The sequence below is a fragment of the Lunatibacter salilacus genome, from assembly GCF_009797935.1.
GTDB lineage: Bacteria > Bacteroidota > Bacteroidia > Cytophagales > Cyclobacteriaceae > Lunatibacter > Lunatibacter salilacus.
Window position 1 is genome coordinate 210781 of record NZ_VOLC01000009.1, and the last position, 22623, is coordinate 233403.

26 protein-coding genes are annotated in these 22623 nt (G+C 40.7%); 17 read left to right on the forward strand and 9 right to left on the reverse strand.

From position 1 onward, the window contains the following. Window positions 1-73 precede the first annotated feature (73 nt). The 3 genes from FQ608_RS13940 to FQ608_RS27505 all read left to right on the forward strand — a co-directional run bounded on the left by FQ608_RS13940 (window position 74) and on the right by FQ608_RS27505 (window position 892). Window positions 74-295, forward strand: a complete 222-nt coding sequence (locus FQ608_RS13940) for an antitoxin VbhA family protein (RefSeq protein WP_158858848.1) — start codon at window positions 74-76, stop codon at window positions 293-295. After that, window positions 288-542 (forward strand): hypothetical protein, encoded by a 255-nt coding sequence (locus FQ608_RS27500; RefSeq protein WP_234364201.1) that lies wholly within the window; start codon window positions 288-290, stop codon window positions 540-542. Before FQ608_RS13940 ends, FQ608_RS27500 begins: the two co-directional genes overlap by 8 nt. A gap of 86 nt (window positions 543-628) precedes the next feature. Beyond that, complete coding sequence (locus FQ608_RS27505; RefSeq protein WP_234364209.1) at window positions 629-892, forward strand: Fic family protein; 264 nt, start codon at window positions 629-631, stop codon at window positions 890-892. A 248-nt stretch (window positions 893-1140) separates the two neighbouring features. Here FQ608_RS27505 and FQ608_RS13950 read toward each other — a convergent pair whose 3' ends face one another. After that, window positions 1141-1578: a hypothetical protein gene (locus tag FQ608_RS13950; RefSeq protein ID WP_158858849.1), complete on the reverse strand. Its 438-nt coding sequence runs from the start codon at window positions 1576-1578 to the stop codon at window positions 1141-1143. A 286-nt stretch (window positions 1579-1864) separates the two neighbouring features. Between FQ608_RS13950 and FQ608_RS13955 the strand changes: the two genes are divergently transcribed. The 7 genes from FQ608_RS13955 to FQ608_RS13990 all read left to right on the forward strand — a co-directional run bounded on the left by FQ608_RS13955 (window position 1865) and on the right by FQ608_RS13990 (window position 8298). Continuing rightward, complete coding sequence (locus FQ608_RS13955; RefSeq protein WP_158858850.1) at window positions 1865-2098, forward strand: hypothetical protein; 234 nt, start codon at window positions 1865-1867, stop codon at window positions 2096-2098. Next, a complete protein-coding gene (locus FQ608_RS13960; RefSeq protein WP_158858851.1) occupies window positions 2083-2379 on the forward strand; it encodes a type II toxin-antitoxin system RelE/ParE family toxin in 297 nt (98 codons plus the stop codon). The genes FQ608_RS13955 and FQ608_RS13960 overlap by 16 nt, the downstream gene beginning before the upstream one ends. A 183-nt stretch (window positions 2380-2562) precedes the next feature. Then, window positions 2563-3405: a DUF5694 domain-containing protein gene (locus FQ608_RS13965; protein ID WP_158858852.1), complete on the forward strand. Its 843-nt coding sequence runs from the start codon at window positions 2563-2565 to the stop codon at window positions 3403-3405. A gap of 199 nt (window positions 3406-3604) precedes the next feature. After that, window positions 3605-4057 carry a KilA-N domain-containing protein gene (locus FQ608_RS13970; protein ID WP_234364202.1) on the forward strand — a complete coding sequence of 151 codons (453 nt, stop codon included), beginning with the start codon at window positions 3605-3607 and terminating at the stop codon, window positions 4055-4057. 745 nt (window positions 4058-4802) lie between these two features. Continuing rightward, window positions 4803-6107 carry a DUF2254 domain-containing protein gene (locus tag FQ608_RS13980; protein WP_158858853.1) on the forward strand — a complete coding sequence of 435 codons (1305 nt, stop codon included), beginning with the start codon at window positions 4803-4805 and terminating at the stop codon, window positions 6105-6107. A gap of 184 nt (window positions 6108-6291) precedes the next feature. Beyond that, window positions 6292-7077 carry a 2-oxo acid dehydrogenase subunit E2 gene (locus FQ608_RS13985; protein ID WP_158858854.1) on the forward strand — a complete coding sequence of 262 codons (786 nt, stop codon included), beginning with the start codon at window positions 6292-6294 and terminating at the stop codon, window positions 7075-7077. 120 nt (window positions 7078-7197) lie between these two features. Beyond that, window positions 7198-8298: a DUF6544 family protein gene (locus FQ608_RS13990; RefSeq protein WP_158858855.1), complete on the forward strand. Its 1101-nt coding sequence runs from the start codon at window positions 7198-7200 to the stop codon at window positions 8296-8298. 3 nt (window positions 8299-8301) lie between these two features. On the opposite strand, the gene FQ608_RS13995 is transcribed toward FQ608_RS13990, so the two are convergent. From FQ608_RS13995 to FQ608_RS14030, 8 genes are all read right to left on the reverse strand, one after another. Further along, the gene (locus FQ608_RS13995; RefSeq protein ID WP_158858856.1) at window positions 8302-9555 is read right to left on the reverse strand and encodes a mandelate racemase/muconate lactonizing enzyme family protein; all 1254 of its coding nucleotides are present in this window, start codon (window positions 9553-9555) and stop codon (window positions 8302-8304) included. 166 nt (window positions 9556-9721) lie between these two features. Continuing rightward, the gene (locus tag FQ608_RS14000; RefSeq protein WP_158858857.1) at window positions 9722-10771 is read right to left on the reverse strand and encodes a hypothetical protein; all 1050 of its coding nucleotides are present in this window, start codon (window positions 10769-10771) and stop codon (window positions 9722-9724) included. A gap of 328 nt (window positions 10772-11099) precedes the next feature. Then, window positions 11100-11789: an ABC transporter ATP-binding protein gene (locus FQ608_RS14005; protein ID WP_158858858.1), complete on the reverse strand. Its 690-nt coding sequence runs from the start codon at window positions 11787-11789 to the stop codon at window positions 11100-11102. Window positions 11790-11800: 11 nt separating this feature from the next. Further along, complete coding sequence (locus tag FQ608_RS14010) at window positions 11801-13018, reverse strand: ABC transporter permease (RefSeq protein ID WP_234364203.1); 1218 nt, start codon at window positions 13016-13018, stop codon at window positions 11801-11803. A gap of 10 nt (window positions 13019-13028) precedes the next feature. After that, complete coding sequence (locus FQ608_RS14015; RefSeq protein ID WP_158858860.1) at window positions 13029-14255, reverse strand: ABC transporter permease; 1227 nt, start codon at window positions 14253-14255, stop codon at window positions 13029-13031. Continuing rightward, window positions 14255-15007 carry an outer membrane lipoprotein-sorting protein gene (locus FQ608_RS14020; RefSeq protein WP_158858861.1) on the reverse strand — a complete coding sequence of 251 codons (753 nt, stop codon included), beginning with the start codon at window positions 15005-15007 and terminating at the stop codon, window positions 14255-14257. The genes FQ608_RS14015 and FQ608_RS14020 overlap by 1 nt, the downstream gene beginning before the upstream one ends. 450 nt (window positions 15008-15457) lie before the next feature. Continuing rightward, complete coding sequence (locus FQ608_RS14025; RefSeq protein ID WP_158858862.1) at window positions 15458-15826, reverse strand: GerW family sporulation protein; 369 nt, start codon at window positions 15824-15826, stop codon at window positions 15458-15460. Window positions 15827-15830: 4 nt separating this feature from the next. Next, window positions 15831-16334 (reverse strand): hypothetical protein, encoded by a 504-nt coding sequence (locus FQ608_RS14030; RefSeq protein WP_158858863.1) that lies wholly within the window; start codon window positions 16332-16334, stop codon window positions 15831-15833. Between the two features lie 175 nt (window positions 16335-16509). Between FQ608_RS14030 and FQ608_RS14035 the strand changes: the two genes are divergently transcribed. From FQ608_RS14035 to FQ608_RS14065, 7 genes are all read left to right on the forward strand, one after another. Continuing rightward, complete coding sequence (locus FQ608_RS14035) at window positions 16510-16932, forward strand: DUF6567 family protein (RefSeq protein WP_158858864.1); 423 nt, start codon at window positions 16510-16512, stop codon at window positions 16930-16932. Window positions 16933-17199: 267 nt separating this feature from the next. Then, on the forward strand, window positions 17200-18600 hold the full coding sequence (locus FQ608_RS14040) for a vWA domain-containing protein (RefSeq protein ID WP_158858865.1): 1401 nt from the start codon (window positions 17200-17202) through the stop codon (window positions 18598-18600). Between the two features lie 2 nt (window positions 18601-18602). After that, window positions 18603-19571: a hypothetical protein gene (locus FQ608_RS14045; RefSeq protein WP_158858866.1), complete on the forward strand. Its 969-nt coding sequence runs from the start codon at window positions 18603-18605 to the stop codon at window positions 19569-19571. Between the two features lie 114 nt (window positions 19572-19685). Further along, window positions 19686-19910: a hypothetical protein gene (locus FQ608_RS14050; protein WP_158858867.1), complete on the forward strand. Its 225-nt coding sequence runs from the start codon at window positions 19686-19688 to the stop codon at window positions 19908-19910. A 424-nt stretch (window positions 19911-20334) separates the two neighbouring features. Beyond that, window positions 20335-20838 carry a QcrA and Rieske domain-containing protein gene (locus FQ608_RS14055; protein ID WP_158858868.1) on the forward strand — a complete coding sequence of 168 codons (504 nt, stop codon included), beginning with the start codon at window positions 20335-20337 and terminating at the stop codon, window positions 20836-20838. Window positions 20839-20967: 129 nt separating this feature from the next. After that, entirely contained in the window at window positions 20968-21516 is a 549-nt protein-coding gene (locus tag FQ608_RS14060; protein WP_158858869.1) for a YceI family protein, read from the forward strand. Continuing rightward, window positions 21513-22379 carry a DUF5777 family beta-barrel protein gene (locus tag FQ608_RS14065; protein WP_158858870.1) on the forward strand — a complete coding sequence of 289 codons (867 nt, stop codon included), beginning with the start codon at window positions 21513-21515 and terminating at the stop codon, window positions 22377-22379. Before FQ608_RS14060 ends, FQ608_RS14065 begins: the two co-directional genes overlap by 4 nt. Window positions 22380-22623: the final 244 nt, after the last annotated feature.

Genomic DNA, 22623 nt, shown 5'->3' on the forward strand with positions numbered 1-22623 from the left:
GAAAAGAGTGACATAGGCGAAAAAAAAAATGCAAGAAATGTTGTAAATTCGTAGAAGTTTAAGACCAAATTATATGTTTAACACAATCGAAATTGACAGAAATAATCTGACCATAATGGGAGTGAAATTTTCAGATTTGAAAACATTAGAAAGCACTGCGAATGCCTTAGGAAGTAATATGTTTGAAGGTTTTAAACCAACACCGAAAGGAATTGAAATAATAAGAGACTATGTAATGGGAAAAATTTCATTGAGCGAGTTAGTGAAATTTGGAAAAGAAAAGGCATATGTCTAATTCCTATAAATATTTAGACCCTGACTACACTTACACAGACCCAAAAACAGGAATTTTAAGAAATCTCCAAGATATTACTGAATCCGACGTATTACTTTTTGTTGAAAGTGGTGCCGTCACAAAACGACTGCAACAGATTTACGAAAATCCGATAAAAATTAAAACCATTGAAAGTCTTTTTGAAATTCATAAGCACTTATTTCAAGACATTTACGATTGGGCAGGTAAAAAAGGATTGTTGAGATAAGTAAAGACGGTAAGCAATTTTTTCCAACGACACATTTCGACAATGCCTCTAGATTCATTAACAGCTTAATAGTTGATTTCAAGAAAATCCCAAAAGACAACAAAAAACAATTAGCTGAAAAATTGGCGGAAATTTTAGACAATGTTAACTACTTACATCCATTTAGAGAAGGAAATGGACGAACACAAAGAGAGTTTTTAAGATTAATAGCGTTAGAAAAAGGATTGAATTTAAACCTCAACCCTCCCGACAATAAAAGTGTTTTTGAAAGATATATGAAAGGGACCGTTGAGAGTGATTTAACAACTTTGACTGAGCTGATTTTTGAATTAATTGAACCCAAAAGCTGAAAAACGAACGATGCATAACATCACCTTGGATCCAGCGGACGGAACCGAGTATAAATGAAATCAGTACCTTTAAGGAGTTAGGAGTAGGCATGAAGGGAACGTCTCCGAATGCCCGCCGTCTCCAAGCTGAATCACGTGTGTGACTTGAATCAGCCCCAAGGGGCTGAATATTTTGAAATGGATGGAGGACTATTGGATAACCAATAGAGAGGCCCTCCGATCGCGGCTTGCGGGCCTGTCCTGATTATTCAGGGCCTGTCCTGAGACCTCAGGGAGCAGCCATCAAAGACGCTGCATCTGGCGGAAACTCCGGTGTGGTGAACGGTTAAGGAAAAACGGGGACAATGATCCCTGTAGGTATGTACTTTGGAGCTGAATGAAAATGAACCAACGATGAAGTCTCGAGAAAGCAAATCATGATGTGATAAACAGGTAATTACGTGAGTATCTGTGATAAGTGTGGCGGGCGTCCGGAATATATTGGCCACACCGCATCCGGGGTAAAGTTGGCAGGAACGCTGTACAGGCCATTTCAAGGAACAAGTGAACTCTACACCGCTCTGTAAAATCGAAAGAGAAAGCGGACTTTCAGGGAATGTGGAAGAGGTGCAGGGGGCAGACTCATTCGTAGTAGTGTTGAAGCTTCTGTAATGGGAGTGGAGCACGTCAAATGTCCGGGAGGACATTTGAGCGAGGTGTGCGGGGAGGGAGCATACCATGTTTCGCCTTCATTTACAACCTTGTTCATTCAAGGGAGGATTTATGGAATAGAATCAAGACCACCGCTAATTGATCAAATTAGTGCATTACCTTTAAGTGGTTATTGGTATGAAGAGCCGTGTGAGGTGAGAGTCTCACGCACGGTTCTGTGGGAAGGTGGGGGTGCAATTCCCCCGCCTGACCCGATTATGAGCAAGCCCCGTACAAGTGAAGATTCTCGAACTAATTTCAAAAATTACAGTATCTTAGAATATGGTAACTGACGAACACAAAAATAGACTTATCGAAAAAATCAAATCAATTGATGACAAGGATATCATTGATGAAATTTATAGGCTTCTTGATGTTGACTTTGACGATACGGTTTATGTGACAAATAAAAAACAAAAAGCTGAAATAGCTGAAGCCAGAAAACAAATCGAAAACGGAGAGGGAATTGATTCAGAAGAAGTTTTCAAAAAAGTGCGTAAATGGCCAAAAAAATAAAATGGTCTCCTCTAGCCGAAAGAAAATTCGATGAAATTCTAGAGTATTGGACTAACCGAAACAAATCTGAATCCTTTAGTGAAAAATTAATTGATTTGTTTGAGGACGCCACAGAGCTGATTGCCAATTTTCCAGAAATGGGTCGATCAACAGACATTGAAAATGTTCGTCAGAAATTAGTCCGAGATTATTTAATTTTCTACGAGGTAGACGGAGAAGTAATTAATATACTAACAGTTTGGGATCCAAGACAAGATCCTGAAAAATTAGAGCTACGGTGAATTGTGCCGGGCCAGCTCATAACATCACCTTGGATCCAGCGGGCGGTTCTGATTAACTATGAAAATCAGTGTCATTAGAAAGATAAGTGAGGTGATGAAGAGAACGACCCTGAATGCCCGCCGTCTCCAAGCTGAATCCCGTTGTAGCTAATTTTAAAACATAGACACTTAAAATAACAGAGTATGAAAAATTTAATTTCCTTTTTTATAGTTGTTTTTTTTGCAATTTCCTGTTCGCAAGAAAATAAAAAAGAAACGTTAAACCAAAAAACTTTCCCAATTAGCAATTCTGAAAAAATACAAATTTTAAATTTTGGAACTTTTCATTTTGGTTATACACCTGATGCCACAACAGTTGAATTTGACGAACATAATGATGAAAATAAAAGACAGGCACACGAAATTGCTATAAAGATAGCCGAATTTAAGCCTACAATCATATTAGTTGAATGTGAGCCAAAGCTTAATGAAGAGACTGCTAATCTTTATTCTAAATATCTTGAAAATCCTAAAATGAAATTTGAAAATCCGACCGAAGTTGAGTTATTGGCATTTGAAATTGGCAGATTATCAGGAACAAAGAAAATCTATGGAATTGACCACCAAATGGCTTATAAATATAATATAGGCGAACATATAGATAATTCAGTTGACAAAATTTGGTATGACTCTTATTTCACAGACCCTGACAAGTTTTATCCAGAATTAAATGTAAATTTAGAAGATTTGTCTCTTTTTGAAAGATTAAAGATAATGAATAATAACATTTATTTGGACTGGATGATTGCAGAGAATGCTGATATGTTGACACACGCAGGAACAGATGGAAATTTTGAAGGGGCAGATGAAGCGGCAAAATATTATCAAAGAAATTTAAGAATGTATACTGAAATGAACAGATTGGACATAAAGCCCACAGACCGTGTATTTATTCTAATGGGAGCTAGTCATACAGCATTTTTTAGAGACTTTATAAGTAGAAGTCCGAAATATGAAATGTTAAATACTTTTGATTATTTGAAATAAAAAACTAGCTTCAACAGCGTATTTAATCAAGTGGCGGTCAGTCACCTTTCGACAGAGAAGTGTATTACAGACAGCTTTTCACTTATTGACAGATTTGTGCATTAAAATCGCCAACTAATTAAATACGCGAAACGTTAGCGTTAATTGTGGAAAAGTCCATCCATCAAAAATATCGTTATTTTTAGAAAAAAGATTTGTTATGGCAAAGACCTCTAAAATTGAAGTAGATAAAAAATCAATTTCCATTATTGAGCAGAATAGTGAAGATTATATCTGCCTAACTGATATGGTAAGGGGTGAAGAAGGTGAAGACCATATTAGAAACTGGATGCTGAACAGAAATACGGTTGAGTTTATCGGACTTTGGAAAACCCTTCATAACCCCGATTTTAAACCTGTCGAATTCGACACCTTTAGAAAACAAGCAGGACTTAACAATTTTAACCTGACACCGAGAAAGTGGATTGAAGCAACAAGCGCAATAGGGATTTTTTCAAAATCTGGCAGATATGGAGGTACTTATGCCCACAAAGACATCGCTTTTGAGTTTGGCTCAAGGGTGAACTCTACATCGCTCTGTAAAATCGAAAGAGAAAGCGGACTTTCAGGGAATCCCGATGGAAAATCGGGACAAGTTGTGGAAGAGGTGTAGGGGGCAGACTCATTCGTAGTAGTGTTGAAGCTTCTGAAATGCGTCAGCATTTACGAACACCGATGAGAATAATTACATTGTGAGTAAATGGGAGTGGAGCACGGCAAATGTCCGGAAGGACATTTGAGCGAGGTATGCGGGTAGGAAGCATACCATGTTTCGCCTTCATTTACAACCCTTTTCGTTCAGGGGAGGATTTATGGAAAAGAAACAGAACCACCGTTAATTGATTAAATTTACGTATTACAATTAAGTGGTTATTGGCATGAGGAGCCGTGTAAGGTGAGAGTCTCAAGCACTGCCTGTCCCGTTTTTACGGGAGTTCTGTGGGAAGGTGGGGGTGAGATTCCCCTGCCTGACCGGATTATGACCCATGCAAATGATAGCACCATGATATGTGTGACCATTTGGGTATTTAAGACACTTAAGAATCTTTTTTTCATTTTGGGACAAATCAGATGAAAAGGATACGTTGATTGTAGCAACCACATGGAATTTGAAGAAAACTCAGCAAGCACAGCCAAAAGAAATTATAGAAGCCGAGGAGATAAGAAAGCAACTATATTGAAAGTATTTGACGCTTTGGGTGCGAAAGTAAACTTCAATGTAGAGCTGAATAACAAAAACGTGATATAATTTCAATATGCCGAATGCATACCCTAAGTTCGGTGAAAATGTGGGTTTAATGGCGACAAGCCGTTAGCTATACATTTCGTGATTTGGCTTAAAAACCATAAATTTAAAAATGGAAAAATTATTGTTTAACTGGAGGGAATTAAAAGCTACTTTTTGGTTTGTCCCGGTAGTCATTATCATCTTTTCAATTCTGCTATCCATTGGGCTTGTGTCTGTAGACGGCAGCCTTGAAACTCCGCAAGATGGATTGGTCCGGTTCTTTTTCGTGAAAAGTGCGGATTCCGCCCGAAGTATATTATCCACAATTTCCGCAGCCATGATGGGTGTGGCCGGAACTGTTTTTTCCATCACCCTGGTAGCTTTGACACTTGCCTCATCCCAATTTGGGCCCAGGCTTATTAAAAACTTCATGTATGTCCGCCTCAATCAGGTCGTGTTGGGTGCCTACATTTCCACCTATCTCTATTGCTTACTTGTTTTAAATGCTGTTAGAGAAGGAGACGACTATTCGTTCATCCCTTCCATATCGATCCTTGTGGCAATTGTAGCTGCCATAGTTAATATTTTGCTGTTGATCGTTTTTATCCACAAAATAGCCATAAGCATTCAGGCGGATAATGTAGTGTCTGATATCGCAGACTTTCTTTCAAAACAAGTGAAATCGCTGTTTCCCGCAAAAATGGGGGAGGAAAAAGACAATTGCGATAACATTGATCCTGCTGCTGTTATTTCACGTTATAAAAACCAAATTACTATAAAATCTCCTAAAAGCGGCTATTTCCAATATGTGGATAGTGAAGCTCTCATGGAAGTTATAACGAAGAAGGATGCACTTTTTGAATTATATTTCAGACCCGGAGCGCACTTGGTGGAGGGGATTAAAATGGGGGTGCTTTTTACAAACTCTACCTGGGAAGAAAAGGAAATTGAAAAAATTTCTAGTCAGTTTGTAGTTGGGAAAGCCAAGACCGCCCAACAGGACCTTGAGTACTCCATCGATCAGATGGTCGAAATAGCGGCACGCGCCCTCTCTCCCGGAGTCAATGATCCATACACGGCTATGTCATGCATCGATAATCTGACTACCTGCATGTGCTATTTAGCACAGATTGATTTTCCCTCAAACTATCGGTTTGATGAAAATGACAATCTCAGATTGATTGTTGATACGTTGGATTTTGAGGGGGTGATGGATGCGGCATTTAACCAAATCAGGCAATTTTCTGGCGGAAGTCCCGCCGTAATTATCAGGTTGATGGAAGCCATGATTACCATAGATGGCTTTGCAACAAAGGAACGCTACAAACAAGCATTAATCAAACATGCTGAAATGGTTTTGCGTGTAGGAAAGGAAACGATGAGTGAAAAAAATGATCTTAAGGACCTGAAGGCACGATCGGAACAATTGTTATAGCAAAGAAACACCAAGGCCTACACATCTACCTTTCCATCGATTTCGTTGGGCTGAATTAATAAGAAAAAAGGTAGACTGTAATGTGATATGTTTTTGTGGATATCGGGTTTAATATTAGTGTTTATCAAACTGGTATATTCGCTTTATAATTTCGGATTTGGATCGCCCATTAAATAGGCCGCAAATGACAGAATTCAGCGTACATAGTTTCCCAAAATCAAGAATTGCAACAATAGATGTCTGTTCCGTAGGACTTCAAAAGCACCATATTACTGCCTTAGTAGAAATTGATGTGTCTGAAAGTAGAGAAAAAATAAGACAGCATAAGGCAAATAAGATTGCGATTTCCGTAACAGCTTGGTTGATAAAGGCTATAAGTAACACGATTGCGGATTTTAAACAAACAGCCGGGTACCTCCAAGGAAAACGCTCGGTCTTGGTGTTTAATGATATAAACGTATCTATTGTCGTAGAAAAGGACCTAAACGGGGAAAAAGTCCCAATACCCTTGCTGATTGAAAAAGCTAGTGAGCGCAGTATAGCGTCAATTACCCGGCAAATAAATGATGCAAAAGATCAAACCCTAACAGATAGGGACATAGTCCTGGAAAGTAAGTCGAAGAGGCTCGAGCGATTTTACTATTATTTGCCCGGATTTACCAGAAGATATTTTTGGCGATATCTGATAAAATACCCCCATTTTGCTTTTAAAAAAATGGGAAATGTCGCAATTACATCCATTGGGATGATAGGAGCGGCAAACGGTTGGTTTATCCCCATATCTATACATCCTATTTGCTTTGGAATAGGTAAAATAGTAAAAAAGCCACTCGTGGTTAATGATAAAATTGAGATCAGGGAAGTTCTAAATATGACCGTCTTACTGGACCATGATGTAATTGATGGGGCACATATGGCTAGGTTTATCAGTAAATTGTCAGAAAATCTTGAAAAGGGAATTGGACTTTAAGGACTCGAAATCGTATATTTATACTTGGTTATTAGGAGTTTAAGAGATGTTGTAAATACTGATAAAACTATTCAATATCATTACTGGGAAATAAGTAAGTCCTAAAATAATATTGGTAAAATGAGATACGTTTTTGGAGCAATAGTTTTCCTGCACGGACTGATCCATATACTCGGATTTGTAAAAGGTGTTGGACTTATGGAGGTGAAAGAACTGACACAGCCCATATCCAGGACAATGGGAGTATTTTGGTTGATAGCCGCAGCCCTTATTATTAGCTACGGAATTTTTTATTTCTCAAATTTCAAGCAATCATGGCTTATTGGGTATGTAGCGGTGATAGTATCCCAATGTCTCATAATTTTATTTTGGAAAGACGCCAAATTTGGAACCTTGCCAAATATCGCCATTCTAATGGTGTCCATTATTGCCCATGGACATTTCAATTTTCAAGAGTTAATCCAGAAGGAAACAGGAAACCTGCTTGCCCAATTGACCACGACAGACAATCGAGTCCTTTCTGAAAATGATCTCAAAGTTTTGCCCCAGTCCGTAAAAAAATGGCTTTACCGAACTGGAGCTGTTGGTAAGCCTTACATTTATTTGGGAAAGGTGACTCAAAAAGCATCAATGAAATGGAAACCTGACCAGGATAAATGGTTGAATGCAAATGCAATTCAATATACCTTCATTGATGATCCTTCCTTTATCTGGACGGTAGATGTTGAAATGAACGGACTGGTAAATTTCCAAGGCAGAGACAAATTCGATGACGGGAAAGGTGAAATGCTTATTAAACTAAATTCTGTTATAAACATTGTAGATGAGAAGGGGCCAAAATTGGATGAAGGATCAATTCAGCGCTATTTGGGAGAAATGGTCTGGTTTCCATCCTTGGCGTTAAGTCCCTACATAACTTGGCAAGAAATAGACGAATTCACAGCAACGGCCACTATGGATTATAATGGAACTAGCGGTAGCGGCACGTTTTATTTTAACTCAGAAGGAGATTTTGTAAAGTTTTCCGCCATGCGCTACAAGGGTAACGAACCGGATGCCCAACGATACGAATGGATACTTTTAGTGGATGAGCGTAAGACTTTCGAAGGAATAAATGTTCCTTCGAAAATGACTGCTACATGGAAATTGGAAAAGGAAGATTGGACATGGTTGAAACTTGAAATCGAGGACATTAACTATAATGTTAATGCCACTGTCTAAATTTTACCACATCTTTTCCCCTTCAGCGAGATAGTTTTTAAGTAAGGTTTCATTTAACTCGATGCCGAAGCCGGGTTTGTCGGAAAGTTGAATATGGCCATCGGTTACCAGGGGTCGGTCGTACCCCAAAATTTCGGGATCGCCGTGTAGTCCTTTTCCCCCTTCCATCAATGGAAACATTTCATGCCCCAAAAATTCCCGAACCGAAGCCGCCAAATGTGCGGAGGCAACTGTAGCTATAGTGCCCGCCACATTGTGCGTTGCCACAGGCATATAATAAAGTTCAGCCAAGTCCGCAATCTTTTTCGCTTCCAATAATCCGCCAGCCATAGATACATCTATCTCAATCATATGTGCGCCCTGATTGACGATAAAAGGTCTGAAGTCATCTCTGGTGTATAAGTTTTCCCCGCAAAGGATAGGAGCAGGTGACTGTTCGGTCAGCTTTACCCACTGCTCATTATAGGCAATCGGCAAGGGGTCTTCTATCCACCAGGGGCGCATAGGGGCTACGGCCCTGCACAGCCTTAATGCACTGTCAAAGTCAAACTCCCAATGACAGTGTACTACAATATCTATTTCATTTCCCAACGCCTCCCGGATATTGCCATATCCCTGTTCATTTTGATCGACTTCTACATTTGAGATTCTCCGGTTATCTATTTCAAACCATTTCTGATCTCGGTGTACGTTGATTTTTACGGCAGTGTATTTTTGTGATTTCAGGGTTTCCGCATATTCAGCGCAGGAATCTTTATTCATCCTATCCTTTGGCCCCGAATTGAGGTATGCTCGTACCTGATTGACATGCGATCCCCCGCCTAAAATTTTGTGAACAGGCTGCCCTGTGATTTTGCCGATTATGTCCCAAAGTGCCATTTCTACTCCTGTAATTGCATGGGTAGCGATTCCGTGGTTTCCGCCATAATAAGAGGTGCGGGTACCCATTTTAAAAAGTAGCCTTTCCAAATCAAAAGGATCCTGCCCCAATAAGATTGGCTTAAGGGCATTTTCTATAATGTCCTTGGCGCCAAAGCCGTTTTCGTCGTGGTGGCATTCGCCAATCCCAATTACCCCTTGGTCGGTTTCTATTTTCACCAGCGGGCTTACCCTAAGTCCAAGTTGTGTCCTCAGGCATTTGACATCCGTGATTTTCACCCGATCCAGCCAGTTATCTGCCAATAGCGGGAAATGGGGCAACAGGGTGGCAATGGGCAGTGTTTTGGCCATTTGCTTCAAAAAGATTCTTCGATCCATGGTTATTGTCTTGGGAATATTTGGTACGGTACTAAGTTAGCAAATTATCCAAAAGTTTGGGTAGGAAAATGTCAACTCTTTTCATCTTTGTTGGGGGAAAATAGTGTAATTTTCTGTAAATGTTAGTGAGCAATTGGGTCCTGATTTGGCTCTTTTGCAGATAAGCTCAATAGCTCCAGCGCACCCTTAGAAACCACAAACCTACTGGTGATAATTCACTATCCTTTGCCATAGGCCTGAATACTTGTCCAATAATATCGATGTCCCAATTTTCGGCTAGGTTTAGCTGTAAACTGGGGTTGAGAATCAGTGGATGATTTTCGTTTATAGAGTAAATGAAAGCACCCGAGGCGGAAACTAGGGGAGTGATAGGATAACTAATTTGTGTCAATAAACTGTGTTTAAATGGGAAAATTGTTCTGGCAGTGAGTACTCGGTTGGGATCCAGGAGCAATAAGTTGCCTTCCGGTACATCACTGTTGAATAAATAACTCAGGTACATAAACCAGCCCTTACCCAAGCTGTGGTCTATACCCGTACTGGCACTGATCGCTTGCTTTTTATCCTGGTCCCAGAGCGGATGAAACCAAGTCAGTTCACCTTTCCAGCCAATGTCTTTCAAATACCCCGACCATCCTCCACCTATTGCTATATCACCATTGGTCAATCCCCCAATCAACTGCATATCGTATTCATTCCTATTAAAAAACCACCTTCCACCCAGCCCTATGCTTTCCCTGTCTTTTCCCCCTTTTACGACTAAATCCAGACCTGATGCAAAGCCCGTATAGTATTGAACCCGGATGGCATCAGTTCCTGGCCTCTCCTCATAATCAAAATCGAGAAAATTATAAACATTAAAAAGATCATTAGGATTAAAGGCGATATTTTGCCCCCAGTTTACCCGTTGACGCCCTGCCCGGATATTCCAGTTCTTGTGATTCCACTCCGTGTAAAACCTATCAAGGGTGGAATGAATGGCATATTGGGAGCGCTCCACCCATAGTACCGACAAAGGAATCCAATCATCGGAAATAGCGTCCAATTGTTGGCCAAAATTCTCATTCATGCCGGTGAGATTACCGGCAAAAATCCTGTTTCGTAGCCCGGCATGAAAACTCCACTTATCATCAACATCTACTCGAAGGTTCAATCGGTGGTGGATGAGGTTTTCCATCAATAACATATCATCTCCGGGAAACACGGCAGTTTGCATGTTTTTCAAATATCCAGATACATGGTATCTGATGGAGTCAGTCTGACAAAAGGTAGGATGAGTCTGTAGAATACCGCTATGACTCAGGAGGATTATTAATGCTATTTTCGAACCTATGTTGCAGCACATTTTAAGATAAGAGTTTGGTTTTAACCCAGCTATTTACTTTTTTTTGTATATCAGCTTATTGCCAGTAGGTACCGTTAACCAATGAAAAGATGTCTGAAAGTAAATTTAAGCCAACCTGCCTACCGGACAGGAAGGCTCCCGTCTACCGACTTCCATCTCTGCCGTAGTTCGAAAAACAGGAACTTGACATCCAGAGAAATTATTTTACCACATCGCTAACCACAGCCCCGTCTTCGAGGGTGATAATTCTTCTGGCTCTTTCCATTACCCGTGGATCATGGGTAGAAAAAACGAAGGTGATGTGCTCCTCTTTATTCAATTTTTCCATCATGTCGAGCAGGTTGTATGCAGACTTTGTATCAAGATTTGCCGTGGGCTCATCTGCTAGAATAAATGCGGGTTTCGGGGCTAGGGCTCGTGCTACGGCTACCCGCTGCTGTTGTCCACCGGAAAGTTCACTTGGTTTGTTTTCGGCTTTGTCAGCAATTCCGACGGCTTCGAGAAGACTATCCACCCTTTCGGTTCTCTCAGGATCGGGGATACCTTGTAATAGCATTACAAACTCGGCATTCTCTCTGGCTGTCAGTACCGGGATTAAGTTGAAGGCCTGAAAGACAAATCCGATGTGGTCTCTTCTGAAATTGATTAGTTCATTCTCGCTCATTCCAGCCAGCTCTCTATCATCCACCGTCACACTACCACGGGTAGGTTGATCCAGGCCTCCAACAATATTAAGCAAAGTCGTTTTTCCTGAGCCTGACGGCCCTACCACAGCCACAAAAGCACCTTTTTCTATTTCCACGCTGACGTCGCGCAAAGCGTACACAGGTATGGTGTTTTCATTGTATATTTTATACAATCCTGCTGTTTTGATGACTATTTCTGACATGGCTCGTGAATTTATAATTTCCGAATGGCTTCCACAGGTTTGAGTGAAATTGCCTTTATCGATGGATAGATGCCTGCTACAATGGCTGTGATGACTAATGCAAATACGATTTCAACATAGGTGGCCCATCCAAGATTTGGATAAATCAGCGTCCCGATGCCAAATTGCTCCAGTCCATCGGACCAGGTTCTCAGATCAATTCCCGCTTTTCCCAAAAAACCAATGGTACCGTAGCCAATTAGGACTCCAATCGGGGCTGCAATCACACACATAATAATGGATTCTAAGGTAATCATGGAGAATATTTTTCTTTGGTTCATTCCGATGGCCAATAGCATACCAAGTTCTCTTTGTCTTTCTAATACAGCCATTAGCATGGTGTTTATTATTCCAAATAGTAGGGCAATCATCACCACGATTATTACAATGCTTAACATGGTTTTAATTTGTTCATTGTATAAGACCATATCCGGAGAAATTTCAGTGTAGGAACGAATACGAGCGTCATCAAACACTTCGGAAAACTCCGACTGAAAAGCGGGTACATCTTTGATATCATGTAATATTACTGCCATCTCATGAAAAGCAGACTCCTCCATAAGACTCAAAGCCAGCAGGTCATCGTAGCGTGCAAAAGCCATCATATCGTCCTCCTGCGTATTTCCTGTGTCATACCACCCTACTACGCGAAAGCGTCCGCTTGCAAATTCACCATCCACATTTTGAAAGCTCAACACCAGATGTTGATTCAAGGAGACGCCAAGTCTTCGACCCATTCCTTTACTGACCAATATTGGATTACGCCTATCCACATCGAGATATTCACCTTCTGCCAGTTTTCTGTCGAGGGCGGAGATTTCTTTTTCTTGTTCCGGCTTAACGCCTTTTACCATCACACCTCGGCTGCCTGAAGCGGATGATAGCAAGCCCTGCAGCACCAGCCTTTCTGCTGTTGTTTTCACCCGGTTGTCAGCGTGAAGTTTTTCCCGAAACAGTTCAGCGGGATCTAAATAAAAAATCACTTCGGGATCTTCCACAAATTCAGGGTGATGGATTTGTAAATGGGAAGTCCTACTTTCAATGGTTGCATTGATGTAGGAATCAACCATGCCATTGAAAAACCCCAGCAGGAACACAAGTGCCCATATACCTATTACCACAGCTGCCATGACCACTCCTGTTCGGACTGGATTCCTCCAAATATTCAACCAAGCCAGTTTAATGATCATCTTCATAGACTTAGGATCTCATTGCCTGTAAAGGATTCATTCGTAAAATCTTCCATAGGGAATATAAGGACAAAAGCGTTACTATGACACTCACCGTCATTAATTCCCTTAAAAAGATGTATGGATTGAGGGTAGCTGTTAATACTGCTTCCATGCCAAATTGATCAAACGCTTCCTGCATACTTTCGCCAAGAGATATGGGATTGTTTGTAAGGTAGCTAAGCAGGATATAAGACAATGCCATGGCGACTACAAGGCCCAGCACAGCCATAAGCATAAATTCCATCCATACCATCAGCATAATGTGGGCCCGCTTCATTCCAATAGAAAGCAGGACCCCCATTTCCCTTTTTCTTTCGTTCAGGAGCATCAACAAGGTTCCAAATATACCAAAACTAACCACTAGGTACAGGATGTACATAGTAAGGAGCGTAGACGCCTCGTCCACTTCCTTAGCCTGTATCAACTCAGGCATGAGTTCAGGCCATTCATAAGCCCTTAACCCCTGGTAGTCTTGCAATAATTGATTGATTCGAGGTGTGGCTGCCTTCATTCCACGCATAGATCCCAACATCAGCAATACTCCGGTGTATTGACCATAAGCTTGAAACAATTCACTGGCATCCGCCATATTTGTAAAGACTAACTGATTGTTCATTTCCGAAAGTGGAAACTTTAAAACGCCTTTTACGGGCATCATCCCCACCGCAAAGGCTCCTCTGTAACCCTGGCCAATAAATACTAAGGAATCCCCTAGATTCAACCCCATTCGGTTAAATATGCCTTCTCCCACCAAAATGCCACTGCAAGGCTCATCTGTCAAATATTCGCCTGCAATTATTTTTTCATCCAATCCCGTCATAGCCGCTTCACGTTGGGGATATACACCGGTAATCAAAACAGGGCGGGTTCGCTCCTCAAAGGAAGACAGTACGAAATTTTGAAGACGGGGATTCACTTGCAGCACCGCAGGATCCTCGAGTAACTTTTGAGTCGTCTCTTTAGAAAGGCTGAAAGCATGGTCCAGTACCGGTTCGTCAAAATAGTCCTCGGTCTGTAATTGTATATGTCCAGTAGTTTGCTCCACCATGCTATTGAGCATTTTCTCCCACATTCCCGTTTCAATGGAAGTGAGGCTTATCGTGAGCAGGGCTGCAAACATGATGGAGGTAGCCGTTATCAGCGTGCGCCTCTTGTTTCGCCAGATATTCCGAAATGCCATTTTGAAAAGATACATCAGGGGCGCAGTCTTTTGAGGTTTTGGAGGCTGAAAAAGCTCTCTCGGAGCTCTACGTCAAATTCCAGCTCATCATACTTAAAAATGGTCTTGTGGCCGGGTTTCCCCTCAGGAATTACCTCAAGGTGTGTGAGGACTGTACGTGAGCCGAATTTTTTGGGGACCTTTCCGGTAATGGTATTAACCAGTTCCATATCCTCGTCGAAAAATTCCGTTTTGTATTGCAGATAATCCGATTTCCCGATATACATGATAAGCTTCCCCCAAACTACCGCAGCCTGTTCTTTAGGCGTCAATGCTATGGTGTAGCAAAGATTCCCATCCACATTGGCATCTGCTAGGAGCTTGTGATCGTAATCATTTAAAATGGAATTCTGCCTGACCAGGTCTTCAGTTGTGAGATCTGAACCCATCCATCCCTGCAACATCATGGACGGGGGCATTTTTATGGATCGATCTATGCTGGGTTGCCAGTTCCACACTTCCCGACCCCTTTTCAGAAAGGCCATTCCCCGGTCACGTGCAGGAGAAGTAATGAGCGTCAAGCCATATTCGTCTCCAAGCGACCAACTTTTGAAAGACACATTTCTGGTGTAGTCAGGACGGATGACCGACATGCTGATGCTTGCCTCACTGGAATTGCCCCTGAGCTGGTCCTCTGCCTTGCGGATTATTTCACTGGCATCCGGAGTGGTTTGGGCTTTGAGTAATAGGGGAACAAAAATCAATAATAATGAAAAACGCCTTTGCATGATGAGGGGATCATTTATTCACAATGGTGCTAATTCCAATTTCCTTGTGTTTAGCCAAGGTATATGTTAATTCAAAATTAAAGTGTTAGTATTTGGTAGGTTGCAGTAAATGAACTGCTTAAATTTTCTAGCTATAGTAAATATAATTTAAATAGTTTATTATTCCAAAGGCAGGGTAGCCCATGCTGACCGAGTTCAGCCACGTACTGGTTTGGAATGGAATAAATGACCTCATGCCGGGTGTGGGGTCATGATTGATTCACTTTTAGATAGAAGATATTAGGAAAATAATGGCCGCAAGGTTGGAAATAATATACGGTAGCAGGTAAGGTTGGATGGTTTCCATGGTTAGCATGAACTGTTTATCGCAATTTACATTTATTCACTACCAAACTAGAAAGGGCCCAAGTTGAATTTGAGCCCTTTTTCACAATAATCACCGATTCATTTTCAATTCTTCGCCTGTTCGGAATCCTTCTTTTGTATCAAAGACATAAGGAGATCCGGCACTTTATCGAACATCTTTGAAATCCCTTTTTCCTGATGGGTGGAGATAAAGGAAATCTCGGATCCCTTAGTTACCAAAAATCCTATAGGTTCAATACCCATTCCAACACCGGCTCCTAAGCCATGCCCTTTTCCGTTTTTGGAGGAATCACCTTCGCCTCCTCCACTTCCGAGGCCCATGCCTACACGCACCACTGGCACGCAGGTAAATTCTCCCAGAATAAATTGTTCACCTACTACGGTTTCAGTTTTGGCCTCCCGGTTGAGGAATTCGGTTAGCTTTTCAATAACAGTACTAAAGTTCGCTTCCATGATTTTATTTTTTAGTTAAGAATATGATAAATGTATATAGCATCTTATTTAGTCTTGCTTCGATGATTAGGTCTAGGAAATAGGTATTGTTGAAATTTGTGGTCAACTGAACTGGACCTTGGTTGACAAATGGATATATGGCAAAAAGCTGTGAATTGAGCACTACATCATCCAAATCAGCTGTACCCACAAGTTTCTTCACCCTAAAACTTTTCAACAAACCCTTTATGAGAAATATCCAAGAAGAGAGAGATCTTTTGATGAAAGGCTTTCTGTTCTTTTTTCTCACTGGTTTTTTTTCGGATTTTTCTGAATTTGGGATTGTTATCCCAAAAAACTTTACTTTAAAACGAGGCCTTTGTACGGGAGAATAAGAAAGGTGGAATGTTCCAACCTGAGAGAATGTATATTTGTTGTTTTGGGTATCTACTATTAGATAGATTGGCTTAAAAATGATCCAGATAATCAGCCCTAATATTAGCAACAATATCCCTCCAATGATTTCCATTTTCTTGGTGTTTGATATAATGACTTTTGCTTTTATCGATTCGAAAGGTCGTGTAAAAATTATAAAAATAAAAAGATTTTTACAATAAAAAAAATATGATTTAAGTCATATATAACTAATTATCAAATACATATATTTGTAAGAATTAGAAATTAAACCATCAAAAACATTTGTCATGAAAAAGCTGTTTCAAAATTTATTGGGAGTGGTTGTATCGACCATTTTACTTTCAGGATGTGCCTCATCAGGCATGCATATGTCCTCTTCCCTGACCAATGTGCAATTGTCGGAAGCCAATTACCAAATCGTGGCCAGGTCTGTTTCCGGTGAGTCGAAAGCAGGATATATATTGGGGTTTTCTTTTGGTGTGGGCATGTATAGTCAGGTCATGGGTGTGGCTCGTGTAAGTGGAGATAAAGCACTCTATAAAACCGCTATGGATAACCTCTGGAGTAATTTCGAGGCAAACCATGGAAGTGTAGAGGGCAGAAACCTTGCTTTGGTCAATGTCCGGTATGATGTTGATGCGCTTAACCTATTTGTCTATACCCAACCTATATTGACCATACAGGCAGATATAATTGAATTTTTGGATTAGCCAAAAACGACAACAAAGCTGTCGGTTTATGCTGGTTTTTCGGCTTTGGATCTGTCAATTTTTTAACCTATATTAACTATCCCAAACTTATAATTTGACTACACTTTAATTTTCTGAAAGTGCTGCTTGGAAAGCAAATACAATAAATATCTTAGTCGGTGTTTGAATAGGCATGTTATCTGAAACCATTCAGGTCGAATGGCTTTTTGCAGAGGTATCATTCGATGAAGTCATTGAAACATTAATTAATAAATAAACCAAGCCGAAATGAAAAGTCTATTTTCGTCACTCGCAACACTGTTCCTTTTATTTAACTTAAGCGCTCAGGAACAACCGTCTCCGATTTTGTTTATTTACGATGCCAGTGGTTCGATGTGGGGGCAGATGGAAAATAAGACTAAAAAGGCCATTGCATCGGAAGTATTGGGTGTAACTGTCAGTAAGTTACCAAATAATCAAAACATAGGTTTAATTGCTTACGGGCACCGCAATCTAGGTGACTGCGACGATATTGAATTTATGGTCGGTCTGGCTAATAGCTCAAAAGGTACAATTACCAATGCTGTCAATGGCCTTAATCCGACAGGAAAAACTCCACTGGCAAGAAGTGCCATTTTAGCTATTAATTCACTTCTGGAAACCAATACCAAAGCAACCATCATATTAATCACCGATGGTATAGAGTCATGCGATGGGGATATTTGTCAAGTAGTCACAGACGCTAAGGCTGAGGGAATCGATTTCAAATTGCATATTGTAGGATTCGGGCTAAAAGAGGGAGAGAAAGAACAGTTAATTTGTGCAGCAAATGCAGGTAATGGTAACTATTATGATGCAGGCGATTCAGCGGGCCTAGGCGACGTATTAACTGAGGCCACTAACGCAACTGTTGATAAACCAAACGGGAACTTTTCCGTGTATGCGGTCAAAAATGGGGAACCCGTAGACGCTTGGGTAAAACCGCAAAATTCAATAACAGGAGAGGAGTTGAAGGGTGCTAGAACCTACCGAGATACTGCTTGGGTATATTTACCTTCAGGGAAATATGATATAGAAATTAGACCATTGGAGAATTCAGATATTCCGGGAACCACCATTTCTATTGAAATGAAAGAAGGTGAAGCAGGGCATCAGGACATTTATTTTGATGGCGGTATTCTTGAAGTTACCACAACCAATAATGGCGACCCTTGGGATGCCATGGTAAAAATGTATGACAAAGAAACAGGAAAAGTAATCTCTAACGTAAGGACTTATGCCAGGCCAAAACAAATGGAAGTTGCTGCGGGGAGTTACAAAGTCTCTTATTTAGCTTTAAATTTAGAGGGTATCTCAATAAATGCAGAAGTTAATGATGTAGAGGTAAAAGCCATTACAACAACCTCAATTTCACATGAATTTAAAAGTGGGATTGCCTTGATTGGGGTCGAAACAAAGAGTGGGGAGCTTATAGACGCAGCCGTTAATTTTCGTGAAACAAGCACTGGCAAAGCGGTAGCCGGAAGTAGAACCTATACGTCGGAAAGTAGCAACCCACGGAAGTTTGTTTTAAATCCGGGAGTTTATGAGGTAACGATTGTCACATTGGGACACCACAAGGGAAATACAAGTAAACTTTCTGTTACGATCGAGGAAGGAAAAACCGTCGAAAAAATAATCTCCTTTTAGCTATGGCACATCAAATGTTAAAACCTTATAGTTTTCTATTATACCTACTGTCATTTATTACATCCTTTTTTCTGGGAATGTCCTACGCCGGAATAATAGAAGCCGGGAAAAATCAGGGGTTGGCAGGTGGTGCTATAGTTTTTGGTTACGGAGTTATAGCAGCTGTAATTGGGCTGATTATATCATTTATTGTTTCTAACAAATCTAACCGAAAGATCATTCTACGGCTTAATATTATTTTGGCATTATGCATTGCCGGATTTTACGGTTATTTTCATGTTAGATTTCTGGAACGGCAAAAGGAAAAGAATCAAGAAGACCAAACACAAGACGTGCCGAGAAAGCCAACAGTGCCGGCAATTGGGACTGCGATGATTCGGTATGATGATTTGCCCGCCCTAGAAGATAGCTCATTCGGCCTTGGCATGTTCTCACCGTTTTTATCTGAATCCAACCCATTGTATTTCTATAACAATCCCAATTTGGATAAAGCCCTAATGGAGCATCCGCCTGTAGACAGTATTACCTTTAAAAAATCAGAATATGGCGGGTTTGATATTGCAACTGCGCCACCTTATTTAGTGCCAGAGCATCTAAAATTGGATTATGATGTCCTTTATTTTAAAGCACTTTCCGTCACGGAGGATTTTGTTGAAATCGAAGTCAACGGTCATAGCAAGCAAACAGCTTTTGTAAGCAAATCGAGCGGAATGCTGTCGTTCTGGCCAGATTTTTTCTTAAGTATAAATAGCGTTGAGTTTTTAAATTCCAACACCCAAACTATTTATGTGAAACCATTAGATCATGCTGGAAAAGTCATACAGTCCTACTCCTTTATGAAACCGTTGTTAGTTAGACAAGACTGGATGTATGTAACCTTATTAAATGATAATTTTGAGCCGGTCGGAAAAGGGTGGGTTAAATGGAAGGAAAATGGGGAACTGCTAATTAGCTATTCATTTTTCAGTTAATTGACAAACTAGCTAATTACGCGAATTAATATTATTCAAAATGCCTAATATACTTCCATGCTTCAATCTGGAATGATTCTTGAATTTGATTAGGTACAACTAAACCAATTTACCATGGTGATCATAATCAATAATTATTCTCATAATCTACCTCTTGCTTCGCTAGGCAAAAAGAACGGGGGGGTTGACAAAGGAACCACCCGCGAAACTCCAGGAGATTCCCGCGGATCGCGACCGCCAAAGGAAGAGGAGTATGATAAAATAAAAAAGGACAAAGGCAAGTCTAATCCCAAAACCGAAAAGGTCGACAACGAGGAGAAGGATAAAAACAAAGAGTAACCATATTTGGACAAAAAGGGGCACCCCTTCCCCAAATACGTTTTTATGTAACTAACCTTTATGGCATCAACGAAAATGACTATCTATTTATTTATGGGTAGTCTTTTTAGTTAATAGTGCTCAATCTAGCTTAGCACCATATTTTTTCAATTAGCATCAATGAGAATTTTTACAAATCCCTTACTACATGCCTATGGAGAGATTAATTCTGAAAAATTGAAAGAAAATAACATCTGCTGCTTATCCGGTGTAGGTTTCGTCTTATCCTCGAAGAGCATGGAGATATTTCGCAAATGGAGGTTTTTGTATGTGTCTACATACTAATGAAATGCAGCGGAAACAAACAATACTTCTTTCAAGCTGTTTTTTCAAGATAAATAGTATACCTAAATCCAATGGGTTTATTAAAACCGTATATCGCTGTATGAAAACAACAACCCACATTCAAACTGGTTCCCTAACTGGGGAAAGAAGGGAATTTCTGAAAAAGTCAGGATCCCTGGCTGTGATGTCCCTGTTTGGCGTCGCCTTTTTTACTGGCTGCTCCTCCGATGATACGGAGCCTAACATGCCTGATTCGGGTAACCCTCCAGCTGCCGGAACCGGAATCACAACGACCGCTGATGCCGTTACGGTAGACTTATCTGTAGCCACCTCCCTTGCTTCGCCTGGTGGTTGGGCATTGGTTACAGCTTCCAGGGTATTAATTGTCAATATGGGCAATAATACATACAATGCGCTTACTTCCATATGCACACATTCACAATGTGACAGAAACTGGACCTTCGCCAATAATGTATTTACCTGTACCTGCCATGGATCCAGGTTTGACCGAAATGGTGCTGTAGTCAATGGCCCAGCCACGCAGCCGTTAAGTTCCTATCCCGCCACGGTTAGCAATTCCACCCTGACTGTAAATTTGGGCTGATGAAATCAAGCATGACGCAGGCGACGCACGGAGGGATGATTATAATTGCGACCTGCCTGCCTGACAGGCAGGGGTTCCATAGCCTGCCCCGATTAATCGGGGTGGCAACTAAAAAACAATTATAAACACATGAAACCTATCCATTTTGTAATTGCTTTCCTTTTAGCCCTATCGAACACTGGAAATGCCCAGGTCTTTAAGACAGAAAATGGTCAAGTAGAATTTCTTTCAAAAGCGTCACTGAATGAATTTACTGGTAAGTCATCGAACCTTAACGGCTTGGTGGATCTGGATAAGAACCTGTTAGATTTTTATGTGGATTTAAATACTATGAATACTGGGATCGGACTTAGGGATAGGCACATGCGGGAAAATTACTTGGAAACAAAAAAATATCCCTATGCTGAATTCACAGGTAATATAAACGCTTTACCTATCCTTAAGAGCGGTCAAAGCAGGTCTGTCACTGCCAAAGGTAAGTTTAAGATACATGGCGTTGAAAAAGAGATAGAGGTACCGGGGAAATTGACTGCCCTTTCTGATACTGTAATGCAGCTTGATGCATCCTTTACGGTGCTTCTTGGCGATTACAATATAGATATTCCCAAAGTCGTATTTTACGAACTTGCAGAAGAGCAAGAAGTAATCATTAAGGCCATTCTAAATTCAAAAAAATGAAAAAATTCTTATTTCTGATTGCAATCGGCTGCATCCCATTTTTAAGTACTGCGCAGTTGGAGCGCAAGCGAGCGATGGAAGTCCAAGAAGTTGATCTAATATTTCATGCGCCTCGGCACATCAACTTGCTCACCGTAGAACCGCTTGATAAAAAGACGCTTCATTTTGCAATCATGCATACCTTCGGGACAATAGACGAAGGATTCCGAAACCTTTATGGCTTGGACAATGGGGCTACTATACAGTTTAGTTTCGAATATGCATTGAGCAACAGGTTTTCGCTGGGTGCGGCCCGGCAAAGTAGGGATAAAGTCTATAACTTGTATGGTCGATACCATCTTTTAAAACAGACTCAAGATAATAAAATGCCTGTCTCAGTCTCTCTTATGGGTGGAGCCGGGGTAAATACTGCAGATTATGGTTTTTTACAGGAATCCAATCCCAATATTGGTGATCGCAGTTCCTTTGCAGCTCAGCTAATGGTTGCCCGGAAGTTTACTGATAAAATCAGTTTGCAGGTATCCCCGATGCTGGCTTATTTTATGGAACCAAATCCAGTTTTTCTTATAGAAGGAGACCAACAAGTATATTTAGCGCTTGGATTTAGTGGAAAATATAAAATCTCCGGAAAATCCTCCTTAACCCTGCAGTGGGTTCCCAATCTCAACAATGACCTTAGAAATAATGTCGGTATAGGCATAGACTTGGAGGCCGGAGGGCATGTGTTCCAGTTGTATTTTGTCACCTCCCAGGCCCTTAACGAACAATACCTGCTGGCTGGTGGCAACGGGGTACCCGGAGAAGGATTTCGCCTGGGATTCAATGTTAACCGGGTCTTTGCAACTGGAAGAGGTAGGGAATGATTTCATTTTTTTCAAAAAAACGAAAATGGTATGTTTACTATCCATGCGTAGTATTTCGAAACTTCTAAGTTGGGATTTCAGTCGTTGTATCTGGGCAAGATAGAATCCTGTATTTTTGTTGTGAATTGTATAAAAAAAACATTTGATTTACAGGGGATTTAGTTTTTTTGCGACCGAAGGACGATGAAAAGTGGAGAAATGACAGTTGTGAAGCAGATTATAACGTTCAACAAGCCCAAATTTT

Bases quoted from the DNA above. Each gene is read 5' to 3' on its own strand.
- FQ608_RS14050 (WP_158858867.1), top strand. From the start codon at position 19,686: ATGGTGATCATAATCAATAATTATTCTCATAATCTACCTCTTGCTTCG.
- FQ608_RS14040 (WP_158858865.1), top strand. From the start codon at position 17,200: ATGAAAAGTCTATTTTCGTCACTCGCAACACTGTTCCTTTTATTTAAC.
- FQ608_RS14005 (WP_158858858.1), bottom strand. From the start codon at position 11,789: ATGTCAGAAATAGTCATCAAAACAGCAGGATTGTATAAAATATACAAT.
- FQ608_RS13950 (WP_158858849.1), bottom strand. From the start codon at position 1,578: ATGTCCTCCCGGACATTTGACGTGCTCCACTCCCATTACAGAAGCTTC.
- FQ608_RS14065 (WP_158858870.1), top strand. From the start codon at position 21,513: ATGAAAAAATTCTTATTTCTGATTGCAATCGGCTGCATCCCATTTTTA.
- FQ608_RS27500 (WP_234364201.1), top strand. From the start codon at position 288: ATGTCTAATTCCTATAAATATTTAGACCCTGACTACACTTACACAGAC.
- FQ608_RS13940 (WP_158858848.1), top strand. From the start codon at position 74: ATGTTTAACACAATCGAAATTGACAGAAATAATCTGACCATAATGGGA.
- FQ608_RS14015 (WP_158858860.1), bottom strand. From the start codon at position 14,255: ATGTATCTTTTCAAAATGGCATTTCGGAATATCTGGCGAAACAAGAGG.
- FQ608_RS14045 (WP_158858866.1), top strand. From the start codon at position 18,603: ATGGCACATCAAATGTTAAAACCTTATAGTTTTCTATTATACCTACTG.
- FQ608_RS14025 (WP_158858862.1), bottom strand. From the start codon at position 15,826: ATGGAAGCGAACTTTAGTACTGTTATTGAAAAGCTAACCGAATTCCTC.
- FQ608_RS13955 (WP_158858850.1), top strand. From the start codon at position 1,865: ATGGTAACTGACGAACACAAAAATAGACTTATCGAAAAAATCAAATCA.
- FQ608_RS14010 (WP_234364203.1), bottom strand. From the start codon at position 13,018: ATGATCATTAAACTGGCTTGGTTGAATATTTGGAGGAATCCAGTCCGA.
- FQ608_RS13965 (WP_158858852.1), top strand. From the start codon at position 2,563: ATGAAAAATTTAATTTCCTTTTTTATAGTTGTTTTTTTTGCAATTTCC.
- FQ608_RS13990 (WP_158858855.1), top strand. From the start codon at position 7,198: ATGAGATACGTTTTTGGAGCAATAGTTTTCCTGCACGGACTGATCCAT.
- FQ608_RS13980 (WP_158858853.1), top strand. From the start codon at position 4,803: ATGGAAAAATTATTGTTTAACTGGAGGGAATTAAAAGCTACTTTTTGG.
- FQ608_RS14055 (WP_158858868.1), top strand. From the start codon at position 20,335: ATGAAAACAACAACCCACATTCAAACTGGTTCCCTAACTGGGGAAAGA.
- FQ608_RS14030 (WP_158858863.1), bottom strand. From the start codon at position 16,334: ATGGAAATCATTGGAGGGATATTGTTGCTAATATTAGGGCTGATTATC.
- FQ608_RS14060 (WP_158858869.1), top strand. From the start codon at position 20,968: ATGAAACCTATCCATTTTGTAATTGCTTTCCTTTTAGCCCTATCGAAC.
- FQ608_RS14020 (WP_158858861.1), bottom strand. From the start codon at position 15,007: ATGCAAAGGCGTTTTTCATTATTATTGATTTTTGTTCCCCTATTACTC.
- FQ608_RS13985 (WP_158858854.1), top strand. From the start codon at position 6,292: ATGACAGAATTCAGCGTACATAGTTTCCCAAAATCAAGAATTGCAACA.
- FQ608_RS13960 (WP_158858851.1), top strand. From the start codon at position 2,083: ATGGCCAAAAAAATAAAATGGTCTCCTCTAGCCGAAAGAAAATTCGAT.
- FQ608_RS13995 (WP_158858856.1), bottom strand. From the start codon at position 9,555: ATGGATCGAAGAATCTTTTTGAAGCAAATGGCCAAAACACTGCCCATT.
- FQ608_RS14000 (WP_158858857.1), bottom strand. From the start codon at position 10,771: ATGCAAACTGCCGTGTTTCCCGGAGATGATATGTTATTGATGGAAAAC.
- FQ608_RS13970 (WP_234364202.1), top strand. From the start codon at position 3,605: ATGGCAAAGACCTCTAAAATTGAAGTAGATAAAAAATCAATTTCCATT.
- FQ608_RS14035 (WP_158858864.1), top strand. From the start codon at position 16,510: ATGAAAAAGCTGTTTCAAAATTTATTGGGAGTGGTTGTATCGACCATT.